General features: G+C 68.6%; 23 protein-coding genes. 9 read left to right on the plus strand and 14 right to left on the minus strand.

The window, feature by feature from the left end:
• The first annotated feature begins 21 nt into the window (after positions 1 to 21).
• Entirely contained in the window at positions 22 to 846 is an 825-nt protein-coding gene (locus tag G6N34_RS19655; protein ID WP_085149877.1) for an SDR family oxidoreductase, read from the plus strand.
• Here G6N34_RS19655 and G6N34_RS19660 read toward each other — a convergent pair.
• A complete protein-coding gene (locus G6N34_RS19660; protein WP_085149879.1) occupies positions 843 to 1,997 on the minus strand; it encodes a glycosyltransferase family 4 protein in 1,155 nt (384 codons plus the stop codon). The two genes, G6N34_RS19655 and G6N34_RS19660, sit on opposite strands and share 4 nt — an antisense overlap.
• A 78-nt stretch (positions 1,998 to 2,075) precedes the next feature.
• Complete coding sequence (locus G6N34_RS19665; RefSeq protein ID WP_085150129.1) at positions 2,076 to 3,389, minus strand: HNH endonuclease signature motif containing protein; 1,314 nt, start codon at positions 3,387 to 3,389, stop codon at positions 2,076 to 2,078.
• A 240-nt stretch (positions 3,390 to 3,629) separates the two neighbouring features.
• Between G6N34_RS19665 and G6N34_RS19670 the strand changes: the two genes are divergently transcribed.
• Complete coding sequence (locus tag G6N34_RS19670; protein ID WP_085149881.1) at positions 3,630 to 4,298, plus strand: DsbA family protein; 669 nt, start codon at positions 3,630 to 3,632, stop codon at positions 4,296 to 4,298.
• On the opposite strand, the gene G6N34_RS19675 is transcribed toward G6N34_RS19670, so the two are convergent.
• From G6N34_RS19675 to G6N34_RS19710, 8 genes are all read right to left on the minus strand, one after another.
• Positions 4,273 to 4,794 carry a DUF3592 domain-containing protein gene (locus G6N34_RS19675; protein ID WP_085149883.1) on the minus strand — a complete coding sequence of 174 codons (522 nt, stop codon included), beginning with the start codon at positions 4,792 to 4,794 and terminating at the stop codon, positions 4,273 to 4,275. The genes G6N34_RS19670 and G6N34_RS19675 overlap by 26 nt on opposite strands.
• Positions 4,791 to 6,437, minus strand: coding sequence for a 2-succinyl-5-enolpyruvyl-6-hydroxy-3-cyclohexene-1-carboxylic-acid synthase (menD, locus tag G6N34_RS19680; RefSeq protein ID WP_085149885.1), 1,647 nt, complete (start codon positions 6,435 to 6,437; stop codon positions 4,791 to 4,793). Before menD ends, G6N34_RS19675 begins: the two co-directional genes overlap by 4 nt.
• 12 nt (positions 6,438 to 6,449) lie before the next feature.
• Positions 6,450 to 7,235 carry an alpha/beta fold hydrolase gene (locus G6N34_RS19685; RefSeq protein ID WP_085150131.1) on the minus strand — a complete coding sequence of 262 codons (786 nt, stop codon included), beginning with the start codon at positions 7,233 to 7,235 and terminating at the stop codon, positions 6,450 to 6,452.
• On the minus strand, positions 7,235 to 7,984 hold the full coding sequence (locus G6N34_RS19690; RefSeq protein WP_085149887.1) for a DJ-1/PfpI family protein: 750 nt from the start codon (positions 7,982 to 7,984) through the stop codon (positions 7,235 to 7,237). The genes G6N34_RS19685 and G6N34_RS19690 overlap by 1 nt, the downstream gene beginning before the upstream one ends.
• Before the next feature lie 50 nt (positions 7,985 to 8,034).
• Entirely contained in the window at positions 8,035 to 9,024 is a 990-nt protein-coding gene (locus G6N34_RS19695) for a GlxA family transcriptional regulator (protein WP_085149888.1), read from the minus strand.
• Between the two features lie 62 nt (positions 9,025 to 9,086).
• Positions 9,087 to 10,061 carry an o-succinylbenzoate synthase gene (locus G6N34_RS19700; RefSeq protein WP_085149890.1) on the minus strand — a complete coding sequence of 325 codons (975 nt, stop codon included), beginning with the start codon at positions 10,059 to 10,061 and terminating at the stop codon, positions 9,087 to 9,089.
• Positions 10,058 to 11,635 carry a long-chain-fatty-acid--CoA ligase gene (locus G6N34_RS19705; protein WP_085149892.1) on the minus strand — a complete coding sequence of 526 codons (1,578 nt, stop codon included), beginning with the start codon at positions 11,633 to 11,635 and terminating at the stop codon, positions 10,058 to 10,060. The genes G6N34_RS19700 and G6N34_RS19705 overlap by 4 nt, the downstream gene beginning before the upstream one ends.
• 69 nt (positions 11,636 to 11,704) lie before the next feature.
• A complete protein-coding gene (locus G6N34_RS19710; RefSeq protein WP_085149894.1) occupies positions 11,705 to 14,479 on the minus strand; it encodes an FAD-binding and (Fe-S)-binding domain-containing protein in 2,775 nt (924 codons plus the stop codon).
• A gap of 37 nt (positions 14,480 to 14,516) precedes the next feature.
• Between G6N34_RS19710 and G6N34_RS19715 the strand changes: the two genes are divergently transcribed.
• Positions 14,517 to 15,236 carry a GntR family transcriptional regulator gene (locus G6N34_RS19715; protein ID WP_165763639.1) on the plus strand — a complete coding sequence of 240 codons (720 nt, stop codon included), beginning with the start codon at positions 14,517 to 14,519 and terminating at the stop codon, positions 15,234 to 15,236.
• Positions 15,237 to 15,278: 42 nt separating this feature from the next.
• A complete protein-coding gene (gene fadD8, locus G6N34_RS19720; RefSeq protein ID WP_085150133.1) occupies positions 15,279 to 16,901 on the plus strand; it encodes a fatty-acid--CoA ligase FadD8 in 1,623 nt (540 codons plus the stop codon).
• A gap of 105 nt (positions 16,902 to 17,006) precedes the next feature.
• Here the strand turns inward: fadD8 and G6N34_RS19725 are convergent, their stop codons facing one another.
• Genes G6N34_RS19725 through G6N34_RS19740 form a run of 4 tightly spaced genes read right to left on the minus strand, consistent with a single transcriptional unit; the run spans position 17,007 to position 20,039 of the window.
• Positions 17,007 to 17,633, minus strand: a complete 627-nt coding sequence (locus G6N34_RS19725) for a class I SAM-dependent methyltransferase (RefSeq protein WP_234812767.1) — start codon at positions 17,631 to 17,633, stop codon at positions 17,007 to 17,009.
• Positions 17,630 to 18,388 carry a PIG-L deacetylase family protein gene (locus G6N34_RS19730; protein WP_085149898.1) on the minus strand — a complete coding sequence of 253 codons (759 nt, stop codon included), beginning with the start codon at positions 18,386 to 18,388 and terminating at the stop codon, positions 17,630 to 17,632. The genes G6N34_RS19725 and G6N34_RS19730 overlap by 4 nt, the downstream gene beginning before the upstream one ends.
• Complete coding sequence (locus G6N34_RS19735; protein WP_085149899.1) at positions 18,385 to 19,329, minus strand: acyl-CoA dehydrogenase family protein; 945 nt, start codon at positions 19,327 to 19,329, stop codon at positions 18,385 to 18,387. The genes G6N34_RS19730 and G6N34_RS19735 overlap by 4 nt, the downstream gene beginning before the upstream one ends.
• The gene (locus G6N34_RS19740; protein ID WP_085149901.1) at positions 19,326 to 20,039 is read right to left on the minus strand and encodes a glycosyltransferase family 2 protein; all 714 of its coding nucleotides are present in this window, start codon (positions 20,037 to 20,039) and stop codon (positions 19,326 to 19,328) included. Before G6N34_RS19740 ends, G6N34_RS19735 begins: the two co-directional genes overlap by 4 nt.
• Before the next feature lie 63 nt (positions 20,040 to 20,102).
• Between G6N34_RS19740 and G6N34_RS19745 the strand changes: the two genes are divergently transcribed.
• The 5 genes from G6N34_RS19745 to G6N34_RS19765 all read left to right on the plus strand — a co-directional run bounded on the left by G6N34_RS19745 (position 20,103) and on the right by G6N34_RS19765 (position 24,971).
• Entirely contained in the window at positions 20,103 to 20,819 is a 717-nt protein-coding gene (locus G6N34_RS19745; protein ID WP_085149903.1) for an HAD family hydrolase, read from the plus strand.
• Entirely contained in the window at positions 20,816 to 21,274 is a 459-nt protein-coding gene (locus tag G6N34_RS19750; protein WP_234812768.1) for a nitroreductase family deazaflavin-dependent oxidoreductase, read from the plus strand. The genes G6N34_RS19745 and G6N34_RS19750 overlap by 4 nt, the downstream gene beginning before the upstream one ends.
• Positions 21,275 to 21,359: 85 nt before the next feature.
• Positions 21,360 to 22,277, plus strand: coding sequence for a 1,4-dihydroxy-2-naphthoyl-CoA synthase (locus G6N34_RS19755; RefSeq protein WP_085149905.1), 918 nt, complete (start codon positions 21,360 to 21,362; stop codon positions 22,275 to 22,277).
• A gap of 254 nt (positions 22,278 to 22,531) precedes the next feature.
• Positions 22,532 to 23,941: an HNH endonuclease signature motif containing protein gene (locus G6N34_RS19760; RefSeq protein ID WP_163645453.1), complete on the plus strand. Its 1,410-nt coding sequence runs from the start codon at positions 22,532 to 22,534 to the stop codon at positions 23,939 to 23,941.
• A 184-nt stretch (positions 23,942 to 24,125) separates the two neighbouring features.
• Positions 24,126 to 24,971, plus strand: coding sequence for an SDR family oxidoreductase (locus tag G6N34_RS19765; RefSeq protein ID WP_085156218.1), 846 nt, complete (start codon positions 24,126 to 24,128; stop codon positions 24,969 to 24,971).
• Positions 24,972 to 24,992 lie beyond the last annotated feature (21 nt).

Consider the following 24,992-nt stretch of genomic DNA (forward strand, 5'->3'; position numbering starts at 1 on the left):
GCGCACAGGGGAAGAGGAGACATGGCAGACAAGGTTTGGTTCATCACCGGGACATCACGTGGATTCGGCCGTGAGTGGGCGATCGCGGCGCTGGAGCGCGGCGACAGGGTGGCCGCGACGGCCCGTGACACCGCGACACTGGACGATCTCGTGGCCAAATACGGCGACGCACTGCTGCCGATCACACTCGACGTGACCGACCGCGCGGCCGACTTCGAGGCGGTGAAAACCGCGCACGAGCACTTCGGCCGCCTCGACATCGTGGTCAACAACGCCGGCTACGGGCAGTTCGGGTTCATCGAGGAACTGTCCGAGGCCGAGGCACGCGATCAGATCGAGACCAACGTGTTCGGCGCACTGTGGATCACGCAGGCCGCGCTGCCGTATCTGCGGGCCCAGCGCAGCGGGCACATCATCCAGGTGTCGTCGATCGGCGGCATCTCGGCGTTCCAGAACGTCGGCATCTACAACGCCTCGAAGTTCGCGCTGGAAGGTTTCTCACAGGCCCTGGCGCAGGAGGTCGAGTCGTTCGGGATCCGCGTGACTCTGGTGGAACCGGGCGGCTTCGACACCGACTGGGCCGGGCCGTCGGCCAAGCACGCCACCCGGTTGCCGGACTACGAGGAGATCCACGAGGCGGCTGAACTGGCGCGCGCCGAGCGCCTCGGCAAACGCGGTGATCCCGAGGCGTCGGCGAGGGCGATCCTGAAGGTGGTCGACGCCCCCGAACCTCCCCTGCGGGTGTTCTTCGGCGCGCAACCGCTGCAGGTGGCCAAGGCCGACTACGAGCAGCGGATCAAGACGTGGGAGGAATGGCAGCCCGTCGCGGAGTTGGCGCAGGGTTAGGCGGGCTTGCGCTGCTGTCCTGCGGGGCGCCCAGCGATCGCCTGTTCGTGGAGGACCTGCTCGTAGTGGCCGAGCAGTTCCTCGCAGAGCACCGGCCAGGTGCGGCCCAGGACACTGCGCCGTGCGGCCGTCGCATAACGCGGCCGCTCGGCCAGCAGGTGGTCGACCACGAGTGGCAGGCGCTGTTCGAACTCGCCGACCGGCAGCAGCAGCCCCGTCTGCATCGGCGTGACGAGGTCGCGCGGGCCGCCGGCATCGGGGGCCACCACGGGCAGGCCCGAGGCCATGGCCTCCTGGACGGCCTGGCAGAACGTCTCGTGTTCGCCGGGGTGGACGAAGACGTCCATGCTGGCGTAGGCCGCGGACAGCGCCTCGCCGTGCAGTTCCCCGGTGAACACCGCCGAGGGCAGCGTGGCGGCCAGTTTCGCGCGGTCGATCCCGTCGCCGACGATCACGAGTTGCAGGTCGTCGCGGTGCGCCAGCGCTGCCAGGCGTTCGACGTGCTTCTCGGGGGCCAGTCGTCCGACGAACCCCACTATCGGTCGTCCTTCGGGTGACCACTGTTCGCGGAGTGCCGTGCTGCGTGCCGACGGCGCGAAGCCGGTGACATCGACACCGCGGGCCCACTTGTGCACCCGTGGGATTCGATGTGCCTTGAGGCTTTCGATCGCCGACGTGGACGGCGCCAGGGTGCGGTCGGCCTTCGCGTGCACCTGCCTTGTCCACGCCCAGGCCATCTTCGCGGCGATCGGAACGCCGTAACTCTCGGCGAACCCCGCCACGTCCGTCTGGAACACCGCCACCGCGGGCACTGTGAGATCACGCGCCGCGCGCACGCCGCCCCAGCCGAGCAGGGCCGGGGACGCGAGGTGGATGACGTCGGGGTCGAAGCCGCGCAGCACCTGCCGCATCCGCGGCCACGGGATGCCCAGCGGCAGTGACGTGACCTTGGGGAACATCCGCGACGGCACCCGGTGCACCCGGACGCCGTCGTGCAGGCGGTCGGCGGGTGGTTGCCCGGGCGGGTTGTCGGGGGCGATCACCAACGCTTCATGTCCGGTGCGGCGCAGGTGCTCGAGCACCCGAAGCACCGAGTTGCTGACGCCGTTGACGTTCGGGAGGAAACTCTCGGCCACGATTGCGACGCGCACGTCTGCGACGGTGCCAGCACGGTCTTTCCGGAAGGTTGCCGTCAGGCAGACACGACACGAACGTGTGAGGCGGGTTGGCTACAGGTACTCGTCCTTGGGTTGGACGGTGACGATCGCGTCCCGCATCTTGTCCTGCGATGGAGGTTCGTACGCCGTGTACCACCACCAGTCGCAGCGCTCCCCGGAGGTCCCGGGGTAAGGCCGCACCCGCGGCGGGGGTCCATGCGGTCGCCGCGCCAACGACCCGTCCTGCAGCAGTTGCCCGTCGCAGTCGAGAACTTTGAGCCGACTGGCCGGGCCCAGGACAGTGATCTCACCCTTGTGGTGCATCCGGTGGTGATACGGACACAGCAGCACCAGGTTCTCCAACTCGGTTTCTCCGCCGTCCTCCCAATGCCGGATGTGATGGGCATGCAAACCCCTCGTAGCCCCGCACCCCGGCACAGCGCACGTGGGGTGGCGATGCTCCAGGGCGCGGCGCAGGCGCCGGCTGATCGTGCGCGTGGTGCGCCCCGACCCGATGACCTGCCCGTCACGTTCAAACCAGACTTCGCAGGTGGCATCACAGGTCAGGTACCGGCGGTCGGCGGCAGACAGAGCCGGCCCCAGATGCAGATTGGCCAGCTTCTCCTTGGCATCGACGTGCATCACCACCGTGGTGCGATGCCCCTGCGGGCGTGCGGCGGCTTCGACGTCCCAGCCGGCCTCGACCAGTCGCATGAAGGCGTTGGGCAACGTCGGAAACGGCGGACGACGCAACTCATCACGATTGTGCCCGGTATCGGATTCATCAGCGTCGTGATCACGCTTCCACTCACCGATCAAGGCCTCATGGTGCGACTGCAGTCCGGCCTCGAACTTCGCCGACTCGATCGCCGGGAGCGTGATGCGCCACGTGACGGTGTCCTCACCCACACTCTTCGACACCGAAGCTTGGGGTTCGGGCTTGGGAGCCCTGTCCGGGCGCGGCTCCAGCTTGATCGCCTTCTTCAACTGACTCACCGAAGCGTGGGTCGCGAACGCCCTGTAATGCTCATCGGAACCCTCCCCCGCACGGGCGGCGATGACTCCGACCTGATCGAGTGACAACTGCCCCTCGCGCAGTGCGCCCACACAGCGCGGGAACTCCTCAATCCGCTCGGCGATCGCCGCGATCGACTTCGCGTGCTCCGCCGACGCACCCAGCCGCCAGGCCAACAACCCTGCCAACGACCGACACCCGGTGTGGCCCCACAACCCGTCCATCCGCGCCGCGATCTCCACGATCCGGCCATCAATCGCGTTGCGCTGCCCCGCCAACTCCGACAGTTCGTCGTACAACCCCATCAGACGGTCAGTCCGCAGCTCGCCCGGTTGCTCAGCAACCAAGCCGGGACCCGTCATCGAGGACATGACCACAGTCTCCCAGCAGGGTCCGACAAATTTCGGACCCGAGAGACGCCGCCGCACGCCCTCCCAGCGAGACCGCACTGAGGGCGGGAGCGCCGAAATCACCGCCGCCAGTGCGGTTTCAACGCAAGAGAGCTCCACGGGACCGCGAATCCCACCGGAATTTCTGGCAGCCACCGCAGGCTCGACGCACGAGGGAACGGTCACAGCCGGGGTATCTTCGTCTGAATCGGAAGGGGCGGCATGCGAAGGATCTTGGCGACAGTGGCCGTGGCCGCATCAGCGGTGCTCGCCGTGGGCTGCAGCGCAGCGGTCGAGGGCACCGCACAGGCCGTTCTGAACCCGCCCGGGGTCATGATGTCCGACGACGGCGGCGGCATCGTCGCTGGCGCCCGCGACGCCGCGGTGCGCATCGAGATCTATGCCGAACCGCAGTGCGCACACTGCGCGACCCTGCAGTTCAAGTTCGGCGACGAACTCAAGGGCCACTTGGCATCCGGGCGCCTGGCGGTCACCTACCGGCCTCTGACTTTCCTGGACCTGGGCTCGCGCGGGTACTCCGCCGCGGTCGTCGACGCGCTGTTCCTTGCGGTGGATCCCGCCACGCTCGCCGATCAGTTCCAGACTTTCGTCGCGGAGTTGTGGGCCAATCAGCGCCTCGCGTACAGCCGGTACACAGGCGAAGACTTCGCCAGGATGGCGACCGCTGCCGGGCTGTCCAAAACCGTGTCCGAGGCCATCAGCTTCGGCAGGGCGACCGTCGACCCCGATGAGGTCACCGACGTCAACGCCGAACTCCTCCTGACCATCGAGGGCAGCGTGCACACCCCGGTGGTCTACAACCTGAGCGACGACAGCGTCATCGACATCTCCGATGACGACTGGCTCAACGACCTGATGCGCCAAGCCTGAGTTCGCCGGATTCGTCGATCCGCCGTTCGAGCGCGACAAGCCCGATCAGCGCGCCCAGAGCCACGATCCAACCGACCACGGCGATCGACCCGGCCGGGATGATGGCCAGCGCGGCGGTACGGTCCTGCACGCGCACGAGGTCGGGATCGTCCTTGTCGTACTCGACGTAGATCCGCATGCCGGTGGCCAGTTCGGACGGGTAGAGCACACCGAGTTCAGGACGGTAGGTGACCCGATCCGGCGTGACGAACTCGATCGTCGACCGGCGCGGGCCCGCACTGAGCACCTCGGCCTGCGCCACGCCCATGTTCGCCTCGATCTGACGGTCGTTGCGCCACGCACCTGCCACCAACAGCAGCGACTGCAGGGTCACCACGAAGACCGCGACCCAGACACCGACCTTGGTCCATCGCAACACTTTTCGTGTTGGCGAGTCGTCGACACCGTCCGCAATCCGCGGCAGCAGCAGCGCTAACTGCCTGCGGTCGAGCCTCACAGCGCGGCCTTGATCGACGCGTGCAACTGCCGCAGCGACGATCGGTCGGCCTTCACCTCCAGCACGCGCATACCGGAGTGCGGCTCGTCGAGAACGGCGGCCAAGGCCTCGATTTCGACCTGCTGACACTCGACGTGGTAGGCCCGGCACAGCGCGGCGACGTCCACGTCATGCGGCGTACCGAAGATTCGCGAGGACACATCGGAGAACCGCGGGTCACCCTGCTCGAGGAGCTCGAAGATGCCGCCGCCGTTGTCATTCGACACCACGATGGTCAGGTTCGCAGGAGTGGGCTCCGTCGGCCCGACCAGAAGCCCCGAACTGTCGTGCACGAACGTCAGATCGCCGATCAGCGCGACGGTCCGGCCACCCGTTAGGTCATGGGCCAGCGCGGCGCCGATCGCGGTGGACACCGTGCCGTCGATGCCCGCGACGCCGCGGTTGGACCGCACCTGGATCGCGCGCGGCCCCGCCGTCACGAGGCCGGCCAGCGCGATGTCGCGCACCGGGTTGGACGCACCGAGCACCAGTTGGTCGCCATCGCGCAGGGAGTCCGCGACCGCGGCCGCGACGTGCAGTCCCGTCGTCAGCGGGTGCGCACGCAGTTGGCTGCGCACCGCATCGACGGCGTGCCGGTTGACCTCGGCGCAACGCTGCAGCCACGCGGCCCCGGGGGTGCCTGAGATTACGGCCCGCGTGCCGGTGGCCAGCGAGTTGCCCGAGACGTCGGGCCAGCGCGGGCCCGTCGTCAGAGCGAAGACCGGCACCGAGGGGTCGGCGAGCAGCGCCGACACCGGGCGGTGCAGTGTCGGCCGGCCCAGCATGATGACCTGCGCGGGCCGCAGCAACGGCAGCGCCAGCGGGTGCAGCGGGTTGGCCGGCTGCGGCGCGGTCGGTTCGGCGACGGTGGGCAGCCCCGCGAGGTTGGGGTGCGAGCCGGCGCCGTGCCCCGCGATCACCAGGGTGTCGGGGGTGACGTCGATGTCCAGCGGCTGATCGAACGTGACGGGTGGGGTGTAGGTCCACGGCCTGCCGTCGGGCCTGCCCTGCGGGATCTCGGCGTCGTCGACATGCTGCGGGTCGGGCACCAGCGGCTCCCGAAGCGGGATGTCGAACTGCACGGGGCCGGCGTTGCCGCTGCGGGCACCGGTGGCGGCGACGAGAACCCGGCAGGTCGCCGAACGCCACTGGGCGTTGAGTGCGGCCATCTTCTCCGGCGCGTTCTCGGCCAGGCCCAGGCTGATGCTGGCCCGCACCTGCGTGCCGAAGTAGCCGAGCTGTTCCATGGTCTGGTTGGCGCCCGTGCCCAGCAGTTCGTAAGGCCGGTTGGCGCTCAACACGATCAGCGGCACGCGGGCATAGTTGGCCTCGATGACGGCGGGTCCCAGGTTGGCCACGGCCGTGCCGGAGGTCATGGCGACGCACACCGGGGCGCCTGCCGCGACCGCCAATCCGATGGCGAGGTAGCCCGCCGTGCGCTCGTCGATGCGCACGTGAAGCCGCAGGCGGCCGGCACGGTCGGCGGCCTCCAACGCGAACGCGAGCGGTGCGTTGCGTGAGCCCGGGCACAGCACCACATCCCGGACACCGCCGCGGATCAGCTCATCGACGACGATGCGCGCCTGAGCTGTCGATGGGTTCACCACAACACTCTGTCACATGGGCAGGCGGCCGAAGAATTCCAGCATCGCGTTGTTGACCGCGTCCGGCTGCTCGATGAATCCGAGGTGTCCAGCGTCACGTATCTGCAGGTGGCGGGCCTTGGGTATGGCGTCGGCCACTTCTTTGCCCAGGTGTGGGGGCAGCACCAGATCGTCGGCGAACGAGATCACCATGACCGGCGTCGTGATGGCGCGGTAAGCGGCCAGTCGGTTGCCCTCCGGCTTGACGTCGAACTGGCACCGATTACCCGGCGTCGCCCTGACGGGCCACATGGTGAACATCTCGATCCAGTCCCCCGCCACCCGGTCGTTGTTCAGGGTCGCGGGCGAGAAGTTCTCCAGCATGCGGATTTTGGCGTCGAACTCGGGCGGAAGTTCGACGCCCGCGTCGAGTCGGATCTCCTCGGCGCGACGGAAGAAGTCCCGCGTGCGGTCATGCCGGCCGCGGGTCGCCATCAGCACGGCCTGCTTCACGAGGTCGGGGCGCGCGAGCATCAGTTCCTGGGCGATGAACGCACCCATCGAGACTCCGACCACCCGGGTCGGCCCGCCCACCAACTCCTCGATGAGGGACACGGTGTCGGCGACCATGGTCTCGGTCGTGAACCCGTTGGCGTTCTCAGTGGCGCCGACGCCCCGGTTGTCGAACGTGATGGTGCGGAAACCGGCCCGAAGGAACGCCGGGACCTGATGCAGGTGCCAGGTGCGGCCCGCACCGCCGTGACCGGCGATGAACAGGACCGGATCCCCCTTGCCGCGGTCGTCGTAGGCGAGATTTATCACCCGCCCACGTTAGCGGAGCGCTTCTGCCGCCCGCGTCGCCTGCCGCGCACGACGTCGATCGCGCGATCCCACAGCAGCAGCGTGCTGGCCTTGAGCAGAGCGGGCTTGACCATGTCCTTACCCAGCAGCGCGGCCGCCGTGGCCTTGGTCGCCGCAGACGCCTTCGACACGTGCCCCGAGTCGAAGGGTGGCTGCGGGTCGTACTCGATGCCCAGTTGGATGGCCTTGGCCTTGTCCTCGCCGCCCAACTGCGCGGCCAGCCACAGGCCCAGGTCAATCCCCGCCGACACTCCTGCGGCGGTGACGATGTCGCCCTCGTGGACCACGCGTTCGTCGCCGACCGGCACGGCCCCGAGCATCTTGAGCGCAGGCAGCGTGGACCAGTGCGACGTGGCGCGTCTGCCGTCGAGCAGGCCCGACGCGGCGAGCACCACAGAACCCGAGCACACCGACGTCGTCCACGTCGCGGTGCGGTGGGTGTCGCGCAGCCACGCCAGCACCTTCTCGTCCCTGGCGACCTCGACGGTCCCGGGTCCGCCCGGCACGAGCACCACATCGGGTGCGGGCGTCTCGTCGAACGTGTGGGTGGCCCCGATCACCAGGACACCGGAATCCGCAGTGATGGGGCCGATCTCGTGCCAGACGAAGCGGACCTCGGTGTCCGGCAGTCGATGCAGGATCTCGTAGGGCCCGATGAAGTCCAGGGCCGTGAAGGTGGGATAGAGGACGATCGCGATCTGGGTCATGAGGACTCCTTGTTGGTTCAGATGAGGTTCTGTTCGGGTGGAGCTACTGGTCAGGCGAACTGTCTGCGGTACTGGTCGGGTGAGACGCCGATGCGGCGAACGAAGTTGCGGCGCATGGTTTCCGCGGTGCCGAACCCGCACCGCGACGCGATCGCCACGACCGTGTCGTCGGTCTGTTCGAGCAGGCGCCGGGCGGCGTCGGTGCGGATGCGTTCGACGTAGGTGGCCGGGGCCTCCCCGACCTCATCGGTGAAGACCCGGGTGAAATGCCGCGGGCTCATCGCGGCGCGCTTCGCGAGGTCGGCGACGGTGTGCGTGGCGCCGGGCTGAGCCTCGATGGACTCCTGCACCTCGCGGATGGGTGAGCGCTTGGCCCGCGGCATCCACACCGGCGGCGCGAACTGGGTCTGCCCGCCGGGGCGGCGCAGATAGAGGACCAGATAGCGGGCCACGGTCTGGGCGACGTCGGTGCCGTAGTCGTCCTCGACCAGCGACAGCGCGAGGTCGATGCCCGCCGTCACCCCGGCCGCGGTCCACACGCGCTCCGAACTGCGCACGAAGATCGGCTCGGGGTCGACGTCGACGCCCGGGAACTCCTCGGCCATCCGGTCAGCGAACGCCCAGTGCGTGGTGGCACGGCACCCGTCGAGCAGACCGGCCTCGGCGGCCAGGAACGCACCCGTGCACACACTCACGACGCGGCGAGCACCGCGCGCCGTCTCACGGATCCACCCCATCAGGTCGGGGTCGTCACGGACCTCGGCGGTGCCGCCGCCGCCGGGAAGCACCAGCGTGTCGACGGGTCCGGAGGGCAGCGGATCGGCGGCCAGTTGCAGACCGCTCTCGGTGCGGATCGGCGCGCCGTCCTTGGACACCACGCTGACGTCGTAGCCGATCTCTGGGCCTCCGACAGAGTTGTCTGCGGTCGGCGCGGCGTCAGCGGCCAGGACCAGCCCGGCCGTGTGGAACACCTCGAACGGGCCCACCAGGTCGAGCGACTGAATGCCTGGGAAGGCCAGGAGCACCACCGATCGCCGCATGTGCTCAATCCTGGTCCCGAACCCGCATGGCGTCTATGCCATGCACCCCACAGATCAGGACATCAGCGGTTCGCCAGCACGGCGTGGCAGTCCCGAACCCGCCGCAACCACCAGTCCAGGCGCGGCGCGGGCGCCCGCAGGGCCGCCAACCGCGCCGGGTCGGGCACCACGGTGCGCACCGGCAGGAACCCGTCGACCGGGGTCGGCGCGTCGGCGGGGTCCACCACGTCCTCGACGAAGAACCCACCGGTGCCCAGGCCACAGGCATGCGACAACGTGGGCAGGGCCGCCGCCGCGCGCACGCCGAGAGCGATGCCCACCGCGGAGTCCAGCGCACTGGAGACCACCACCGGGATGTCGATCTGCTCGGCGATGCGCAGCATGCTCGCCACCCCGCCGAGCGGTGCCACCTTCAGCACCGCGATGTCGGCGGCGCCGGCGCGCACGACGTGCAGGGGATCCTCGGCCTTGCGGATGCTCTCGTCGGCGGCGATCGGGGTGTCGACGCGGCGACGCACCTCGGCCAGTTCGGCCACGGTCCGGCAGGGCTGTTCGACGTATTCCAGTGGACCGTTCGCGGTCAGCGCACCGATCGCCGTGACGGCGTCGTCGACCGACCATCCCGCGTTGGCGTCCACCCGCACCGCGGGCATCAGGGCCCGCACGGCGTCGACGCGCGCGACGTCGTCGGCCAGGGTCTGACCTGGTTCGGCAACCTTGACCTTGGCGGTCCGCGCGCCGGGGAAGCGCGCCAGCACGTCGGGAACCGCCGAGGCCGGCACGGCCGGCACCGTGGCGTTGATCGCGACGCGGTCCCGGCGTGGAGGCGGGATGCCCACGAAGGCGGCTTCGATTCCGGAGTTCAGCCATGCCGCGGCCTCGGGTGCGTCGTACTCCGGGAAGGCACTGAACTCACCCCACCCAGCGGGGCCGTCGATCAGCGCGACCTCGCGCTCGGTGATGCCGCGGAACTTGATCCGCATGGGCAGCACCACGACGTGGACGCGCTCCAGAATCTCGTCGAGTGCGGGGATCACACCGTGGCCCGGTCGCGGCCTTCCCAGAACGGCTTGCGCAGATCCCGTTTCAGGATCTTGCCGGTGGGATTGCGGGGCAGAGCGTCGAGGATATCGACGGATTTGGGGCACTTGTAATGGGCCAACCGCTCACGGCACCAGTCGATGAGTTCCGTTGTTTCAACGGGGTTCTCCAGCGCCACAACCGCTTTGACCGCCTCACCCCATTTCTCGTCTGGCACGCCGAAGACCGCGACCTCCGTGACGGCGGGATGTTCGGCCAGTGCGCGCTCGACCTCGATCGAGTAGATGTTCTCTCCCCCGGAGATGATCATGTCCTTGAGGCGGTCCTCGACGTAGATGTAGCCGTCCTCGTCGACACGGCCGATGTCGCCACTGCGGAACCACCCGTCCTCGGTGATCGCCTCGGCCGTCGCCTCCGGTCGGTTGAGGTAACCCTTCATGAGTTGTGGTGTGCGGAACCACAACTCACCCTGTATCCCGGTCGGCACGTCCTGGAAGGTGTTGGGATCGACGACCCGCAGTTCGACCTCGGGCGTCACCCGGCCCGCGCTCAACACCCGCTCGGGATGGTCGGGGTCGCGGTGCGCCTCGGGCATCAGGTGGCTGACCACACCGCAGACCTCGGTCAGGCCGTACACCTGCATGAAATCGGTGTCAGGCCAGTGCTTGATGGCCTCACGCAGCAGGGGAAGCGGCATCGGCGCGGCACCATAGGTGAAGGTTTTGAGCCGGCCGAACAGCTTGATGGCGTCCTCACCCGCCGACAGCACCATGGCGAGCACCGCGGGCACCAGGAAGGTGCGGTTGGCGCCGGCCAAGATGGCGCCGGCCAGGGAGGCGCCATCGACCTCGCGGGTCATCACGGTGGGGACGCCGTCGTGGATGCCGACCTGGACGTACGACGATCCGCCGACGTGGAACAGCGGCATGGACACCATGTTCTTGTCACCGTCGTCGAAGGTCCAGCCGTCGTGGGAGTTGATGGTGTGGGCGATCAGGTTGCGGTGGCTCAGCTCAACGCCTTTGGGCCGGCCCGTGGTGCCCGAGGAGTACATGACCAGCACGGTGTCCTCAGGATCGGTGCCCGCGCTGCGGCCGACGGGCGTGGAGTCGGAGTCGGCCAGCAGTTGTTCGTACTCGTCGCCGTCCCCGCCGTCGGGGGTGACCGTGACGATGCGCGCCACCGCGGGCAACCGGTCGGCAATGGCGTCGATCGCCTCGCGCAGTTCGGTTCCGACGATCAGGAACTTGGCGCCGGAGTCGTTGAGGACGAAGTCGAGTTCATCGGCGGCCAACCGGAAGTTGACGACCGCGGTGGCCGCGCCGAGGGAACCGGCCGCGAAGGTCAGTTCCACACAGGCCGGGTGGTTCTTGTCGAGGAACGCCACGACGTCACCGCGACCGATGCCCATCGCGCTCAACGCTCCGGCCAGTCGGCGGACCCGGTCGTTCCACTGAGCCCAGGTCCAGGTGCGGTCGAGGTAGGTGATGGCTTCGGCGTCGGGCGTCTGCGCGGCCCAATGCGCCAGGCGATCGTCGAGGAACTGCGGCCGAGGGGCTTGAGTCTCCATGCCGCACGAGCTTGCCATGTCTTGGTGGGCTGCGAATGGGGTTCGGGTGGCTCGGCTTCGCGGCCCGCCTCAGAGCGCGGCGGCCAGCAGTTGCGCCAGGTGGGTGCCGCGCCGGTCGGTCAGATCAGCCACCTGCGTGCGGCACGAATACCCGTCGGCCAGGATCGTCGCCTCCGGCGGCGCCGCGGCGACCGCGGGCCGCAACTGCAGATCGGCGATCGCGACCGACACGTCGTAATGGCCCTTCTCCACGCCGAAATTGCCTGCCAGGCCGCAGCATCCGCTCAACCGCTGCACGTCGGCCCCGGCCCGCTTGAGCAGTTGCGCATCGACGGACCAACCCATCACAGCATGGTGATGACAGTGCGGCTGAGCCACCACGGACTGCCCCGTCAACGACGGCGGCTCCCAGCCCCGTGCGGTGAGCAGTTCGGCGAGCGTCTGGGTGCGTCCGGCCACCTCGTCGGCCGCGGCGCCGACGAGTTCGGCGGCGTCCGAGCGCAACACCGCGGTGCAGGACGGTTCGAGGCCGACGATCGGGATGGGACGTTCCGACAGCGCCGAGACCGTGCGGCCAAGGATCTTCTTGGCCGCATCGAGTTGGCCGGTGGAGATCCAGGTGAGCCCGCAGCACTGCTGCCGGTCCGTCAGTTCGGGGGCATAGCCGGCGTTCTCCAGCACCGCGACGGCGGCCTGGCCGACCTCGGGGGTGAAGTGGTTGGTGAACGTGTCGATGAACAGCAGCACCGGGTCACCCGTGGTGCGTGGTCTCCGGTCGAACCAGGTGCGGAAGGTCTGCGGTGCGAACTGCGGGACGGCGCGGCGGGAATCCACACCGGCCATCGACATTCCGAGCCTGGCCGCTCCGGGCCACCGGGTCGCGGCGTTGGCCAGGCGCGGCGCGCGACTCGCCGCACGCGCCCATCGCGGCAGCCAGCCCAGCGAATAGTGTGCGGCGGGACGCCTTCTGCCGCGGTAACTCTGATGCAGCACTTCGGCTTTGAACGACGCCATGTCGACCCCGGTCGGGCAGTCCGACAGGCAGCCCTTGCACGACAGGCACAGATCCAGCGCCTCATGCACCTCGGGTGAGCGCCACCCGCCCGTCACCACTGTGCCGTTGACCATCTCCTGCAGCACCCTGGCGCGACCCCGCGTGGAGTCCTTCTCCTCGCGGGTGGCCTGATACGACGGGCACATCACACCGCCGGTGCCGCTGTTGTCGGCCCGACACTTCCCCACTCCGGTGCAGCGGTGCACGGCCTGCGTGAAGTCGCCGCCGTCATGGCGATAGGCCAGCGCCAGATCGCGGCGGATAACGGGTGCGGCGGGTTCACGCAGGTCGGCGTCGAGCGGATTCGGGCGGACCAGCACGCCCGGGTTGAGCAGGTTCTGCGGGTCGAAGACGTCCTTGACCGCCTCGAACAGCGCGATGGCGTCCGGTGAGTACATCATCGGCAGCAGTTCGCTGCGGGCCCGGCCGTCACCGTGCTCGCCCGACAGCGACCCGCCGAACCCGGCGACATGTGTGGCCGCGGCGGTCAGGAACTCCCGGAACATCGCGGTGCCGCCGGGTTTCTGCAGCGGGAAGTCGATGCGGATGTGCAGGCAGCCGTCGCCGAAGTGGCCATAGGGCAGGCCCGTCAGCCCGTATTCGGCCATCAGGGCGTCGAACTCGCGCAGATAGGCGCCGAGGCGTTGCGGCGGCACCGCGGCGTCCTCCCATCCGGCGTGCGCCGGCAGTCCCGCGGGACTGCGACTCGACAGCCCGGCGCCGTCGGCCCGGATCCGCCACAGCTGCGCTGCCTGCGCGGTGTCGGTGACCACGCGGGACTCCACCGCGCCGCAGTCGGCCGCCAGGGCTTGGGCCCGGGCCAGGGTGTCGCCGAGGTCCTGGCCCGCGATCTCCACGAACAGCCAGGCCGCGCCTGCGGGCAGCGGTGGAACCGCCTGGGGCCCCCGGCGTTCGCGCAGCACATCGACGATCCGCGAGTCGATGCCCTCGCATGCCGTCGGCCCGTGCGTGAGCACCGCGACGACTGCGTCACCGGCCTGCGCGATGTCCGGGTAGCCCAGCACCACCAGGACGCGGTGCGCCGGGTCGCTGACCAGTCGCACGGTCGCCTGAGTCAGGACACCGAGGGTGCCCTCGCTGCCGACGAGCATCCTTGCGACATCGAAGCCGTTCTCGGGCAACAGGTTCTCCAGGGCGTAACCCGAGACCTGCCGGGAGAATCTGCCCATCTCGGTGCGGATCGTGCCCAGTCCGGCGGTGGTCACGCGGCGCAGATCGGCCAGCATGGACTCGTCGTCCAACGGTGCGCCCGCGCCCGTGATGCCCCGCACGCTCACGACGTTGTCGCTGGTGCGGCCATATCCCAGCGCGCGGGTGCCGCAGGCGTTGTTGCCGATCATGCCGCCGATCGTGCACCGGGACGACGACGAGGGGTCCGGACCGAACCGCAGCCCATAGGGTTTGGCGGCGTGCTGCAGATCCTCCTGCACCACACCGGGTTCCACGACGGCCGTCGCGGCGTCGGGATCGATCGACAGCACGCGGCGCAGGTGCGCGCTGAAGTCGAGCACCAGGCCCGTACCCACCGCGTTGCCCGCAATCGAGGTGCCCGCACCGCGCGCGGTCAACGGCACCCCCTCGGCGCGGCACACCTGGAGCGCGGCCGCGATCTCATCGACGTGCCGGGGTCGCGCGACCACAAGGGGCGGGACGCGGTACAGCGAGGCGTCGCCGGAATAGGCGGCGCGGGTGGTGCCGTCGTCGCGCACATCGGACACCCCGGCGCGGCGCAACAGACCTGCCAGCGCTGCTCGATCCATTTCTAGCATGCTACACCTCGTGGCATGCTACGTTCACACCGTGGCGATGGGACTACCCGACCCGCAGACCCTCCCCCCTGACGGGCGACGCATGGAGGCTGTCGTCGCTGCCGTACGGGCGGCGATCGACGACGGCCGGATGACGCCGAATGTGCGCTACTCGGTCTACCAACTCGCCGAGTCCTTGGGCGTGTCCCGCACCCCGGTGCGTGAGGCACTCCTTCGCCTCGAAGAGGTCGGACTGGTCGAATTCCAAGCGAGGCAGGGTTTTCGGATCCTGCTGCCCCGTGCGGCCGACATCGCCGACATCTTCGCGGTGCGCCTGGCACTGGAGTTGCCGGCGGTGCGCCGAGTCGCGGCGACCGGATTCCCGCACGACCAACTGCTGCGGCATCGGGACCTGATGCGGGCCGCGGCAACCGCAGGCGACGAACGCGCGTTCGTCCAGCACGATCAGCGCCTGCACGACCTGATCCTGGAACTCGCGGGCAACGCCCGCGCCCGCGGGATCGTCAGGGGCCTGCGGGAGACCACTCGCCTGCTCGGCGCCTCGACCGCCGAGAAATCACGAACACTCGTCGACATCGACGCCGAGCACGCCCCGATCGTCGATGCCCTCCTGCGTGGACAGCCCGACGAGGCCGCGGCGGCCATGGAGGTGCACCTGGTCAGCACGGGAAAGCTGCTCGTCGGCCAGGCCCTGCGCGACGAATGCGGCCACGCCGACCCCGCCGAGATCGAGGCCGTCTGGGCCGCGGCCAACTGACGGAGGTGTACTGGAAATGGAACACGTTCTAGTGTGGTTCGCATGAGTGACGAACTGCTGCGCCACCCTGTCCACTCCGGTCATCTGCTGATCGGTGCGCTGAAGCGGCACAAGGACAAGCCCGTGCTGCACCTCGGCGACACCACCCTGACCGGCGGTCAGATGGCCGAGAAGATCAGCCAGTACGTGCAGGCGTTCGAGGGCCTCGGCGCCGGATCCGGCGAAACCGCGGGCCTGCTGTCGCTCAACCGCCCCGAAGTCCTGATGATCACCAGCGCCGGCCAGACGCAGGGCTATCGCCGGCTCGCGCTGCACCCACTCGGCTCGCTCGACGACCACGCCTACGTGTTGTCGGACTCCGGCGCGACGTCGCTGATCATCGACCCCAACCCGGCCTTCACCGAGCGGGCGATCGGCCTGCTGGGCAAGGTCGGCACCCTCAAGCAGGTGTTGACCATCGGCCCCGTCCCGGCCGAACTCGCCACGGCGGCAGAGGGCGCCAACGTGACCGTTCTGGACCTCACGGCCGAGGCCGACAAGTACGCCCCGCGCCCGCTGGTGGCCGCCAATCTGTCGCCCGACCACGTCAACGGGTTGTCGTACACCGGTGGCACGACGGGCAAGCCCAAGGGCGTCATGATGACCACCCGGGCCACCACCACGATGACGACAATCCAACTCGCGGAATGGGAATGGCCCGAGAGCCCGCGCTTCCTGATGCTGACGCCGCTGTCGCATGCCGGCGCCGCGTACTTCCTGCCGACCCTGATCAAGGGCGGCGAGATGCACGTGATGGCGAAGTTCGACCCGGGTGCCGCGCTGAAGTACATCGAGGAGCACCGCATCACCGCGACGTTCGTGGTGCCCGCGATGCTCTATGCGCTGCTCGATCACCCCGACTCGCGCACGCGCGACCTGTCGTCGCTGGAGACCGTGTACTACGGCGCGTCCGCGATCAACCCCGTCCGCCTGGCCGAGGCCATCGACCGGTTCGGCCAGATCTTCGCGCAGAACTACGGGCAGTCCGAGGCCCCGATGGCGATCAGCTACCTGGCCAAGAAGGACCATGACGAGCAGCGCCTCACGTCGTGCGGTCGGCCCACGCTGTTCGCGCGGTGTGCACTGCTGGACGCCGACGGCAATCCCGTGCCGCAGGGCGAGGTCGGCGAGGTGTGCGTGTCCGGGCCGCTGCTGTCGGGCGGCTACTGGCAGCTTCCCGAGGAGACCGCGAAGACCTTCCGCGACGGTTGGCTGCGCACGGGCGATATGGCCCGCGAGGACTCCGACGGGTTCTGGTTCATCGTGGACCGGGTCAAGGACATGATCGTCACCGGCGGGTTCAACGTGTACCCGCGCGAGGTCGAGGACGTCATCGCCGAGCATCCCGCCGTCGCGCAGGTGTGCGTGGTGGGCACCCCTGACGACAAGTGGGGCGAGGCCGTCACGGCCGTGGTCGTGCTGCGGGAGGCCGCTCGCCACGACGAGGATTCGATCGCGACCATGACCGCCGAGATCCAGGCCGAGGTCAAGGACCGCAAGGGTTCGGTGCAGGCACCCAAGCAGGTCGTCGTCGTCGACGCGCTGCCGGTGACCGGCCTGGGCAAGCCGGACAAGAAGGCCGTGCGGGCAAGGTTCTGGGAGGGTGCGTCGCGCTCGGTGGGCTGATCCCCCGTCACCGCGTGTGCCAAATTGTGCGAAATTGTCGCTATTTCAAGTGATTTGCATGCCAAACCGCACACAAGTCGCGCCATTCTGCGATCACGGCACCGATCACCGGACCACGCCGGGAAGACCCTCCCGCATCGCCACCGAGGCACCCACCCCGGTGTCGAACACCTCGATGACGACATCGCGGTCGCAGTAGCGTCCGATCGACTTCAGTCCGTGCGTCGAGGCGATGATGTCGGTCGCGATGTCACCGGTCAGCGGGTAATCGATCACCTCGTGTCGCCAGTGCGCCGCGACCACCGTGGTACCGGGCATCAACCGTGCACACTCGCGGTTCAGCACCGCCGACAGCAGACCGGCGTTGAAGTAGTACGCGACCTCGGAGAGCACCACCAGATCGAACGCCCCCTGCGGCCAGGGCTGGTCCAGGGAGGCCTGCGCCAGCGTTACCTGATGGCGGCAGTTGAGTCGGCGCAACCGCTCGTCGGCCACCTGCAGGGCGCCTTCGGCCACGTCGATCGCGGTGACGTGGTCGCACCTCTCGACGAGGCGCTGGGTCAGGGTGCCGATGGAACAGCCCGGTTCGAAGGCGTGCCGGTACTGCCGGTTCGGCAGCATCGCGGTGGTGATCGCGTACTTGCGCTGTTCGTACCAACGCGTGGACAACTGCCAGGGGTCCTCTGCGGCCGCATAGATGCGATCGAAGTAGTGGTCGGGCAGCCTGCTCAACGGAACACGACCTCCCCCACTGCGAGCAGGCGGCGGAGCACGAAGGGTGGCACCACGGGTTCGACGCCGGGTGCGGGCGGTTCCATCTGACTGCGGAAACAGTTGATGGCATGGTGTTTCCGGCCCAGCGCCGAGCGGGTCACCGCCACCGATTGGGCCCTGTCCCACGGCACATCCGGGTCACCCGGGCTGGCCCAGTGCCACATCCACATCGGATACTCCAGGAGCGGGTTGCCTGCGCGGTGCGCGGCCGCGGCAGCGCTCGCACCGACCGCCTCGTGGTCGGGGTGTCCGTCCCCGCGCCACGTCGCCGCACACCACATCCCGGGGCGGTCCAGCAGGATCAGGGTGAGCAGTTCCGTCAGCGTGTCGGTGTGCTCGTCCAACCGGCCATCGGGAAAGCCCAGGTGAATCGGTTGCCGAACACCGAGAAGCCGTGCCGCTGCATTCATCTCGTTGCGGCGACGACCCTCGAGACGAATCCTGTCGAACGCCGACAGATCGCGGTAAGCGGCGCCGCCGTCACTGGCGGAGACCACGTCGACCTGGACACCGCGTTGGGTCAGGGTCGCGGCCAGGCCACCCACCCCCAACGTCTCGTCGTCGGGATGCGCTGCCACCACCACCAGTCCAGGGCAGTCCGCGAGGTCCAGTTCGGGCATCGGCGGCCTGGGCAACCACTGCGCAACCGGGGTGCCGCCCTCCGACAACGGCATGGCGGCAAAGCGCGCGCAGTTGCTGACCACCGACGTCATCGGTGCGTTCCCGCCAGGGCGCCGAGGGCCGCGAGGTCACGTTCGGCATGACTCTGTCGCACGTAGACGGACAGGTCTGCCACCCGACGGGCGTGTCGATCATCCGTGCACAGCGGAACCGGACCCAATGCCCGCGCCGTGCGCGTGATCGCCTCGTCCACCGCGGTCTCCGCGACCGCCCGGACCCGCCGGGCCAACATCTCACCGCGTCCAGCACGGTCGAAGGGGTCGGCGTCGATCTCTGCCGCCGCCATCGCGAGAACCGCCTCGGCGGCAGTCAGCGCCGCATCGACCGCGCCCAGATGCGCCAGCGCATGCTCGTCGGCGGCGCCCGACGCAACACTGTCGTACAGAGGTTGCGCGACGGCCTGCGCCCCGCCCAACCAACATGCCGCGACGCCGATGGCGCCGTGCCAGAAACCCGGACGATTCAGGTAGTCGCCGGGCTCACCCACGGGGACCGCCGGCGTGTTGGTGAACTGCACTGCGCGCGTGTCACTTCCGGCCATGCCGGGGTTCGCCCACGTGCTCGGCAGCGGGCGGACACTCTGGCCCGTCAACGTGACGGCGTACAGACCCCGTTGACCGTCGGCGTCGGCGGCCGTCACCAGCGCGTTGGTGCAGAACGACGCTCCCGAACACCACGCCTTGGTGCCGTTGAGAAGCGACGTGCCGTCGGACGTCGCCTCGGCGACCAGAGTCGCCTCGGGAGCCTCGGCCGCCCACACGCCCCACACTTCATTGAACTGCACCGGTTTTCCGCCGAGTTCGTGCAGAATCGCGACAGCATCGAGATGAGCTTCGGCAATCCGCGCCGCGGTGATGTCATCGCGGGCCATCTCGGTCAGAAGTCGCCAGCGCCGCGCGGTCGCCCCCGACGCGGGCAGTGGCAGGTCAAGCCGACCGATGTCGAGCCAATGCGAGATCACGCCCGCCGTCATACTGAATCCTTCACTCTCACAGGGGAACCGTCGGTCAGGTCACGCAGGTGCCTGGCGAATCCGCGGGGCGCGCGACCGGTGAGTCGCGACGAGGTGGCCACCGACAGACGTGTGTCGCGTCGGATCCGCAGGCTCGCGGCCTCGAACCTGTCCACCAGGTCGACGTCCTCCCCCGTCGGCAACGCGCGGAAACCGCCGACGTCCCAGTACGCATCGGCGCGAAAGCCCATGTTCGCGCCGTGGACGTGGCCGTGCCCGTCAGGGTGTCGGCGCGCGCGGTAGCGGGCCAGGTAACGCCGAACCACGTCGGGGGGCAGCCCGCGCCAGTTCGAGACCCGCACCACGCCCAGCACCATGTCGGCGTCGGCGCGCAGTTGCCGGACCAGCCAGTCCGGGTCGACCACGCTGTCGGCATCGGTGGTCGCAAACCAGGTGGGTCCACCTGGGTGAAGTTCGCGCGCGCGGTGAAAGCCCGCGGCCCGCGCGGCACCGACGTTTCCGACGTCCGTCATGACGACTTCGACCGCCGACCCGAATGAGGCCGCGGCCGCCTCCGTGCCGTCGTCGCAGTCGTCGAGCACCGCCACCACGGAGACCGGCAGGGAGGCCCGCGTAGCAGCGGTCAGGACCGCGCGCAGGCACAACGGCAGGTGCTCAGCTTCGTTGTGCGCTGGGATCACCACAGCGGCGCGTTGGTAGACCACCGACATGGCTGATAAGTAGCCGTTCGCGACGGTTTCCACACATTCCCCAGCGAGCGATGCGGTGGCACCATGGAGGTCGTGCAGTCCCTGCGACGTCTCAAAGCCGTTCTGTTCGACTTCTCCGGCACGCTGTTCCGCCTGGAGGAGAAGGACAGTTGGTTCGAGGGAATCAAGCTGCCGGGCCAGGCCGGCCGGCAGATCGACGGCCACGTTCAAGCCGAGTTGATGCGCAGGATGACCGCGCCGACCGGGCATATGGTCCCGATGGGACCCAACGAGCACTACGCCTGGACCAACCGCGACCTCGAGCCGGACCTGCACCGCGAGGCTTATCTGCACGTGCTGCGGGAGTCCGGCGTCACCGACCACCACGCCGAGTCGCTGTATCAGCGCCTGATCTCGCCGTCGTCGTGGACTCCGTACCTCGACACCGCAGACGTCCTGCGCAAGCTGTCGAAGGCCGGCATCCGGACCGCGGTGGTGTCCAACATCGCCTTCGACGTCCGCCCGGCGTTTGAGGGGATCGAGGCGACGGACCACGTCGATGAGTTCGTGCTGTCGTATGAGGTGGGCGCCGTCAAACCCGATCCGAAGATCTTCGCGACCGCGCTGCAGCGCCTTGAGGTCGAGCCCGCCGAGGCGATCATGGTCGGCGACAGCGAGGAGGCCGACGGCGGGGCGCAGGCGCTGGGGTGCGAGTTCGTGCTGGTCGATCCGCTGCCCGTCGCCGACAGGCCCGACGGGCTGCGGCGCGCACTGCTCCATCACGGCGTGGACGTTTCGTGAGTGAACGCATCCGGCCGCCGTGGTGGCTCAAGCCGCTGAACAAGGTCCTGATCGCCAGCATGCGCCTCGGTCTACCGACGTTCGGCAGAGAGATGCCAATGGTGCTGACGGTCGTCGGCCGCAAGTCCGGCAAGCCCCGCTCGACGCCGATCACACCGATGATCGTCGACGGGCAGCGCTACGTCGTCGGCGGATTCCCCGGAGCGGACTGGGTGCGCAACGCCCGCGCCAACCCCGTCGCCACCCTGACCAGGAATCGTCGAGACGAGCGCGTGCACATGACCGAGATGTCGGTCGAAGAGGCGCGGCCGCTGCTGCGACAGTTCCCCGTCCTGGTGCCCACGGGTGTGGAGTTCATGAAGAACGCGGGTCTGGTCAGCAGCGACGACGCACCCGAGGAGTACGAGGCCCTGGCCGGGCGGTGCGCGGTGTTCCGGTTCGATCCGCTGGAGTGAGGCCGCAACGGCTTCGATCCGCTGGATCGACGCCCCGACGATCCGCTGGAGTGAGGCCGCAACGGTCCGACTACGGTGTGATGTCGTGAGCGAGAACCCCTTCGATCCCAGTCTGTGGCGGCCGGTGGACGGGTTTGCCGATCTGATCGACATCACCTACCACCGCCACGTCGACAGCGCGGGCCGCCTGCAGCCGACCGTGCGCATCGCCTTCAACCGGCCCGAGGTGCGCAACGCGTTTCGCCCCGGCACGGTGGACGAGTTGTACCGCGCGCTGGATCACGCACGGATGTCCCCCGATGTGGGCGTCGTGCTGCTGACCGGCAATGGGCCGTCGCCCAAGGACGGCGGCTGGGCGTTCTGCTCGGGTGGGGATCAGCGCATCCGCGGGCGCACCGGGTATCAGTACGCCTCCGGCGATACGGCCGACACCGTCGACGTCGCGCGTGCCGGCCGCCTGCACATTCTTGAGGTCCAGCGCCTGATTCGGTTCATGCCGAAGCCCGTGATCTGCCTGGTGAACGGGTGGGCCGCCGGTGGCGGGCACTCGCTGCACGTGGTCTGCGACCTCACGCTGGCCAGCCGCGAGCATGCCCGGTTCAAGCAGACCGACGCCGACGTCGGCAGTTTCGACGGCGGTTACGGCAGTGCGTATCTGGCGCGACAGGTGGGCCAGAAGTTCGCGCGTGAGATCTTCTTCCTCGGCAAGGCCTACACCGCCGAGCAGATGCACCACATGGGTGCGGTGAACGAGGTCGTGGACCACGCCGACCTGGAGAACGTCGCGCTGGAGTGGGCGGCGGCGATCAACGGCAAATCGCCTCAGGCACAACGCATGTTGAAGTACGCGTTCAATCTGCTCGACGACGGTCTGGTCGGTCAGCAGTTGTTCGCGGGCGAAGCCACCCGGTTGGCCTACATGACCGATGAGGCCGTCGAGGGGCGCGACGCCTTCCTGGAGAAGCGCGACCCCGACTGGGATCCGTTCCCGCGGTACTTCTAGGGGTTGTGGAAGTTCGGCTGTCCGTCCGTTTCGGCAGCCTCGTGTCCGGTGACCCGTCGGCGCTGCATGCCGCCGGTGTCGTTCCGACACGCCAGCAACGCCGTTCAGGCGCCCTTGGTGCCCGCACAACGAACCTGCACCGCACGATGAGCAATCCATCGCGCCAGCGGAACCACTGAAATCCCTTCTGCCCCTTGGGTTTCTCCTGCCACATTTCGACGAATTTTGTCGGTAAGTCGAACTAGTGTTCGAATATGACTTCGGTGACCGACCTGCTCTCTGAGCTGGAGGCCACCCACGCCCAACTCGTCGCTGCGACCGTCGATGATCTCTCGGCAGAGCAGGTGCTCACGGTGATGGAACGCCTGCAGAAAATGAGCTGGGCCAGCGCGACGGTCGACCACAAACTCATCACCCAGTTGGAGGAACTCGGCCCCGAAGCATTGGGTGGGGACAAGGTCACCAAGGTCCTGACCCATCGGTTGCGAATCTCCGCCGAGGAAGCCCGCCAACGCGGCGCCGATGCCGAGGCGTTGGGTCCCCGGCGGGCGATGACCGGCGAGGTGCTGGACCCGGTCATGCCCAATGTGGCCGCGCAGGTGGCCGAGGGCCGGGTGGGGCCCGCACACGTGAAGAGCATCCGGGAGTTCTTCACAGCCCTGCCCGACCACGTCGACCTCAGCGCCCGAGTCGCGGCCGAGGAGTTGGCGGCCGGGCATGCCTCCACGCTGGGCGTGCCCGACTTCCGGGCCGCGTTGAACCGGATGCTGCTGTGGCTCGACCCCGACGGCTCCTTCAACGACGCCGACATCCAACGCCGCCGAGGGATCACCTTCGGTAAGCAGGGTGCTGACGGGCTCATCCGGGTCAGTGGACACCTCACCCCGGAAGCCTGGGCGGTCTGGGAACCGGTGATGGCGAAAAACGCCGCACCCGGGATGTGCAACCCCGACGACGAGGCACCGTGTGTCACCGGCAGGCCCTCAGAAGCGCAGATCAAGGCCGATCACCGCACCAAAGCTCAACGCCAGCACGACGCCCTGCTCGCCGGCGGCCGCATGATCCTGGCTTCGAAGAAACTCGGGAAACTCAACGGCCTGCCCGTCACCGTCATCGTCACCACAACCTTGAAAGAACTGCAGTCCGGGGCCGGGTTCGGGATCACCGGCGGCGGATCTCTGTTGCCGATGCGTGACCTGATCCGGATGGCCTCCCACGCCTTCCACTACCTGTCGGTGTTCGACGACGACGGGCAAGCCCTCTACCTGGGGCGGGCCAAGCGGATCGCCACCCCCGCCCAACGCCTGGTCCTGTTCTCCAAAGAACGCGGCTGCAGCGCCCCCGGATGCACCGCCTCGTTCTACCAATGCCAGGTCCATCACGCCGCCCAAGACTGGATCGAGGGCGGAGAAACCAACGTCAACGAACTCACGTTGGCCTGCGGGACCGACAACCGCAAAGTCGGACCCGACGGCTGGGCCACGCGGATCCGCGATGACGGCCGCTGCGAATGGATCCCACCACCACACCTCGACAACGGTGGACCACGGGTCAACGACCACCACCACCCCGAAAACCTCCTCAACCCCTACAAGGAGGACAACGAAGCGCGGCCCGGACCACCCCAGTCAGGTGCCGATGGCCCCGACCCCGACGGCGAGTGAGCCGTCGGGGTGACTGGGGGTGCGCACGGTCCGGATCACCGGCGCAGGTGCAGTCGACTGGCGTCGACGCCGGCCGCGAACGAGGGAGCCGGGGGCACGGGCGCAGCTGGCCTGGGACGGCGAAAGCTGAGGGGTGGGCAGGGACCACGGAGGCTGACAGGTGCGCGAATTAGAGTGCAGTGTCGTGAACCCCCTGCGCCGCCTGACGGACTCCCTGGCAATGGCCGGAATGCGTCCCCCGCTGAGCCTGCCCACCGGCACACGCATCGACCTGCGTGGGAAACGAGTGCTGCTGACGGGTGCGTCGTCGGGCATCGGGGCGGCCGCGGCCGAACAGTTCGCCAAGGCGGGCGCGTCGGTGATCCTGGTGGCCCGACGGCAGGAACTGCTCGACGAGGTCACGGCGCGGATCACGGAGAGCGGCGGCGAGGCGCGGGCCATCGCGTGCGACCTCACAGACCTGGAGGCCATCGACGCGCTCGCGGAAACCGTTGGCGCCGTGGATATTCTGATCAACAACGCGGGACGTTCGATCCGCAGGCCGATGGCCGAGTCGCTGGACCGCTGGCATGACGTCGAACGCACCATGACACTGAACTACTACGCACCACTGCGCCTCATCCGGGCATTCGCCCCAGGCATGATCGAGCGCGGCGACGGCCACATCATCAACGTCGCCACGTGGGGTGTGATGAACGAGGCCGCGCCACTGTTCGCGGTGTACAACGCCTCCAAGGCAGCTCTGTCGGCGGTCAGCCGAGTCATCGAAACGGAGTGGGCGCCCAAGGGCGTGCACTCCACCACGTTGTACTACCCGTTGGTCGCGACGCCGATGATCTCGCCGACCAAGGCCTACGACGGTCTGCCCGCGCTGACCGCCGAGGAGGCGGGTGAATGGATGATCCGCGCCGCACGCACCCGACCCGTGCGCATCGCTCCGCGGATGGCGGTCACGGCCCGCGCTGTCGACGTCGTCGCACCGGGTCTGCTGGCGAACATCATGAAACGACAAGGCATCCAACCGACCTGATCCCGGTGTGTCGCACGTGAA

The sequence above is a fragment of the Mycolicibacterium confluentis genome (assembly GCF_010729895.1).
GTDB lineage: Bacteria > Actinomycetota > Actinomycetes > Mycobacteriales > Mycobacteriaceae > Mycobacterium > Mycobacterium confluentis.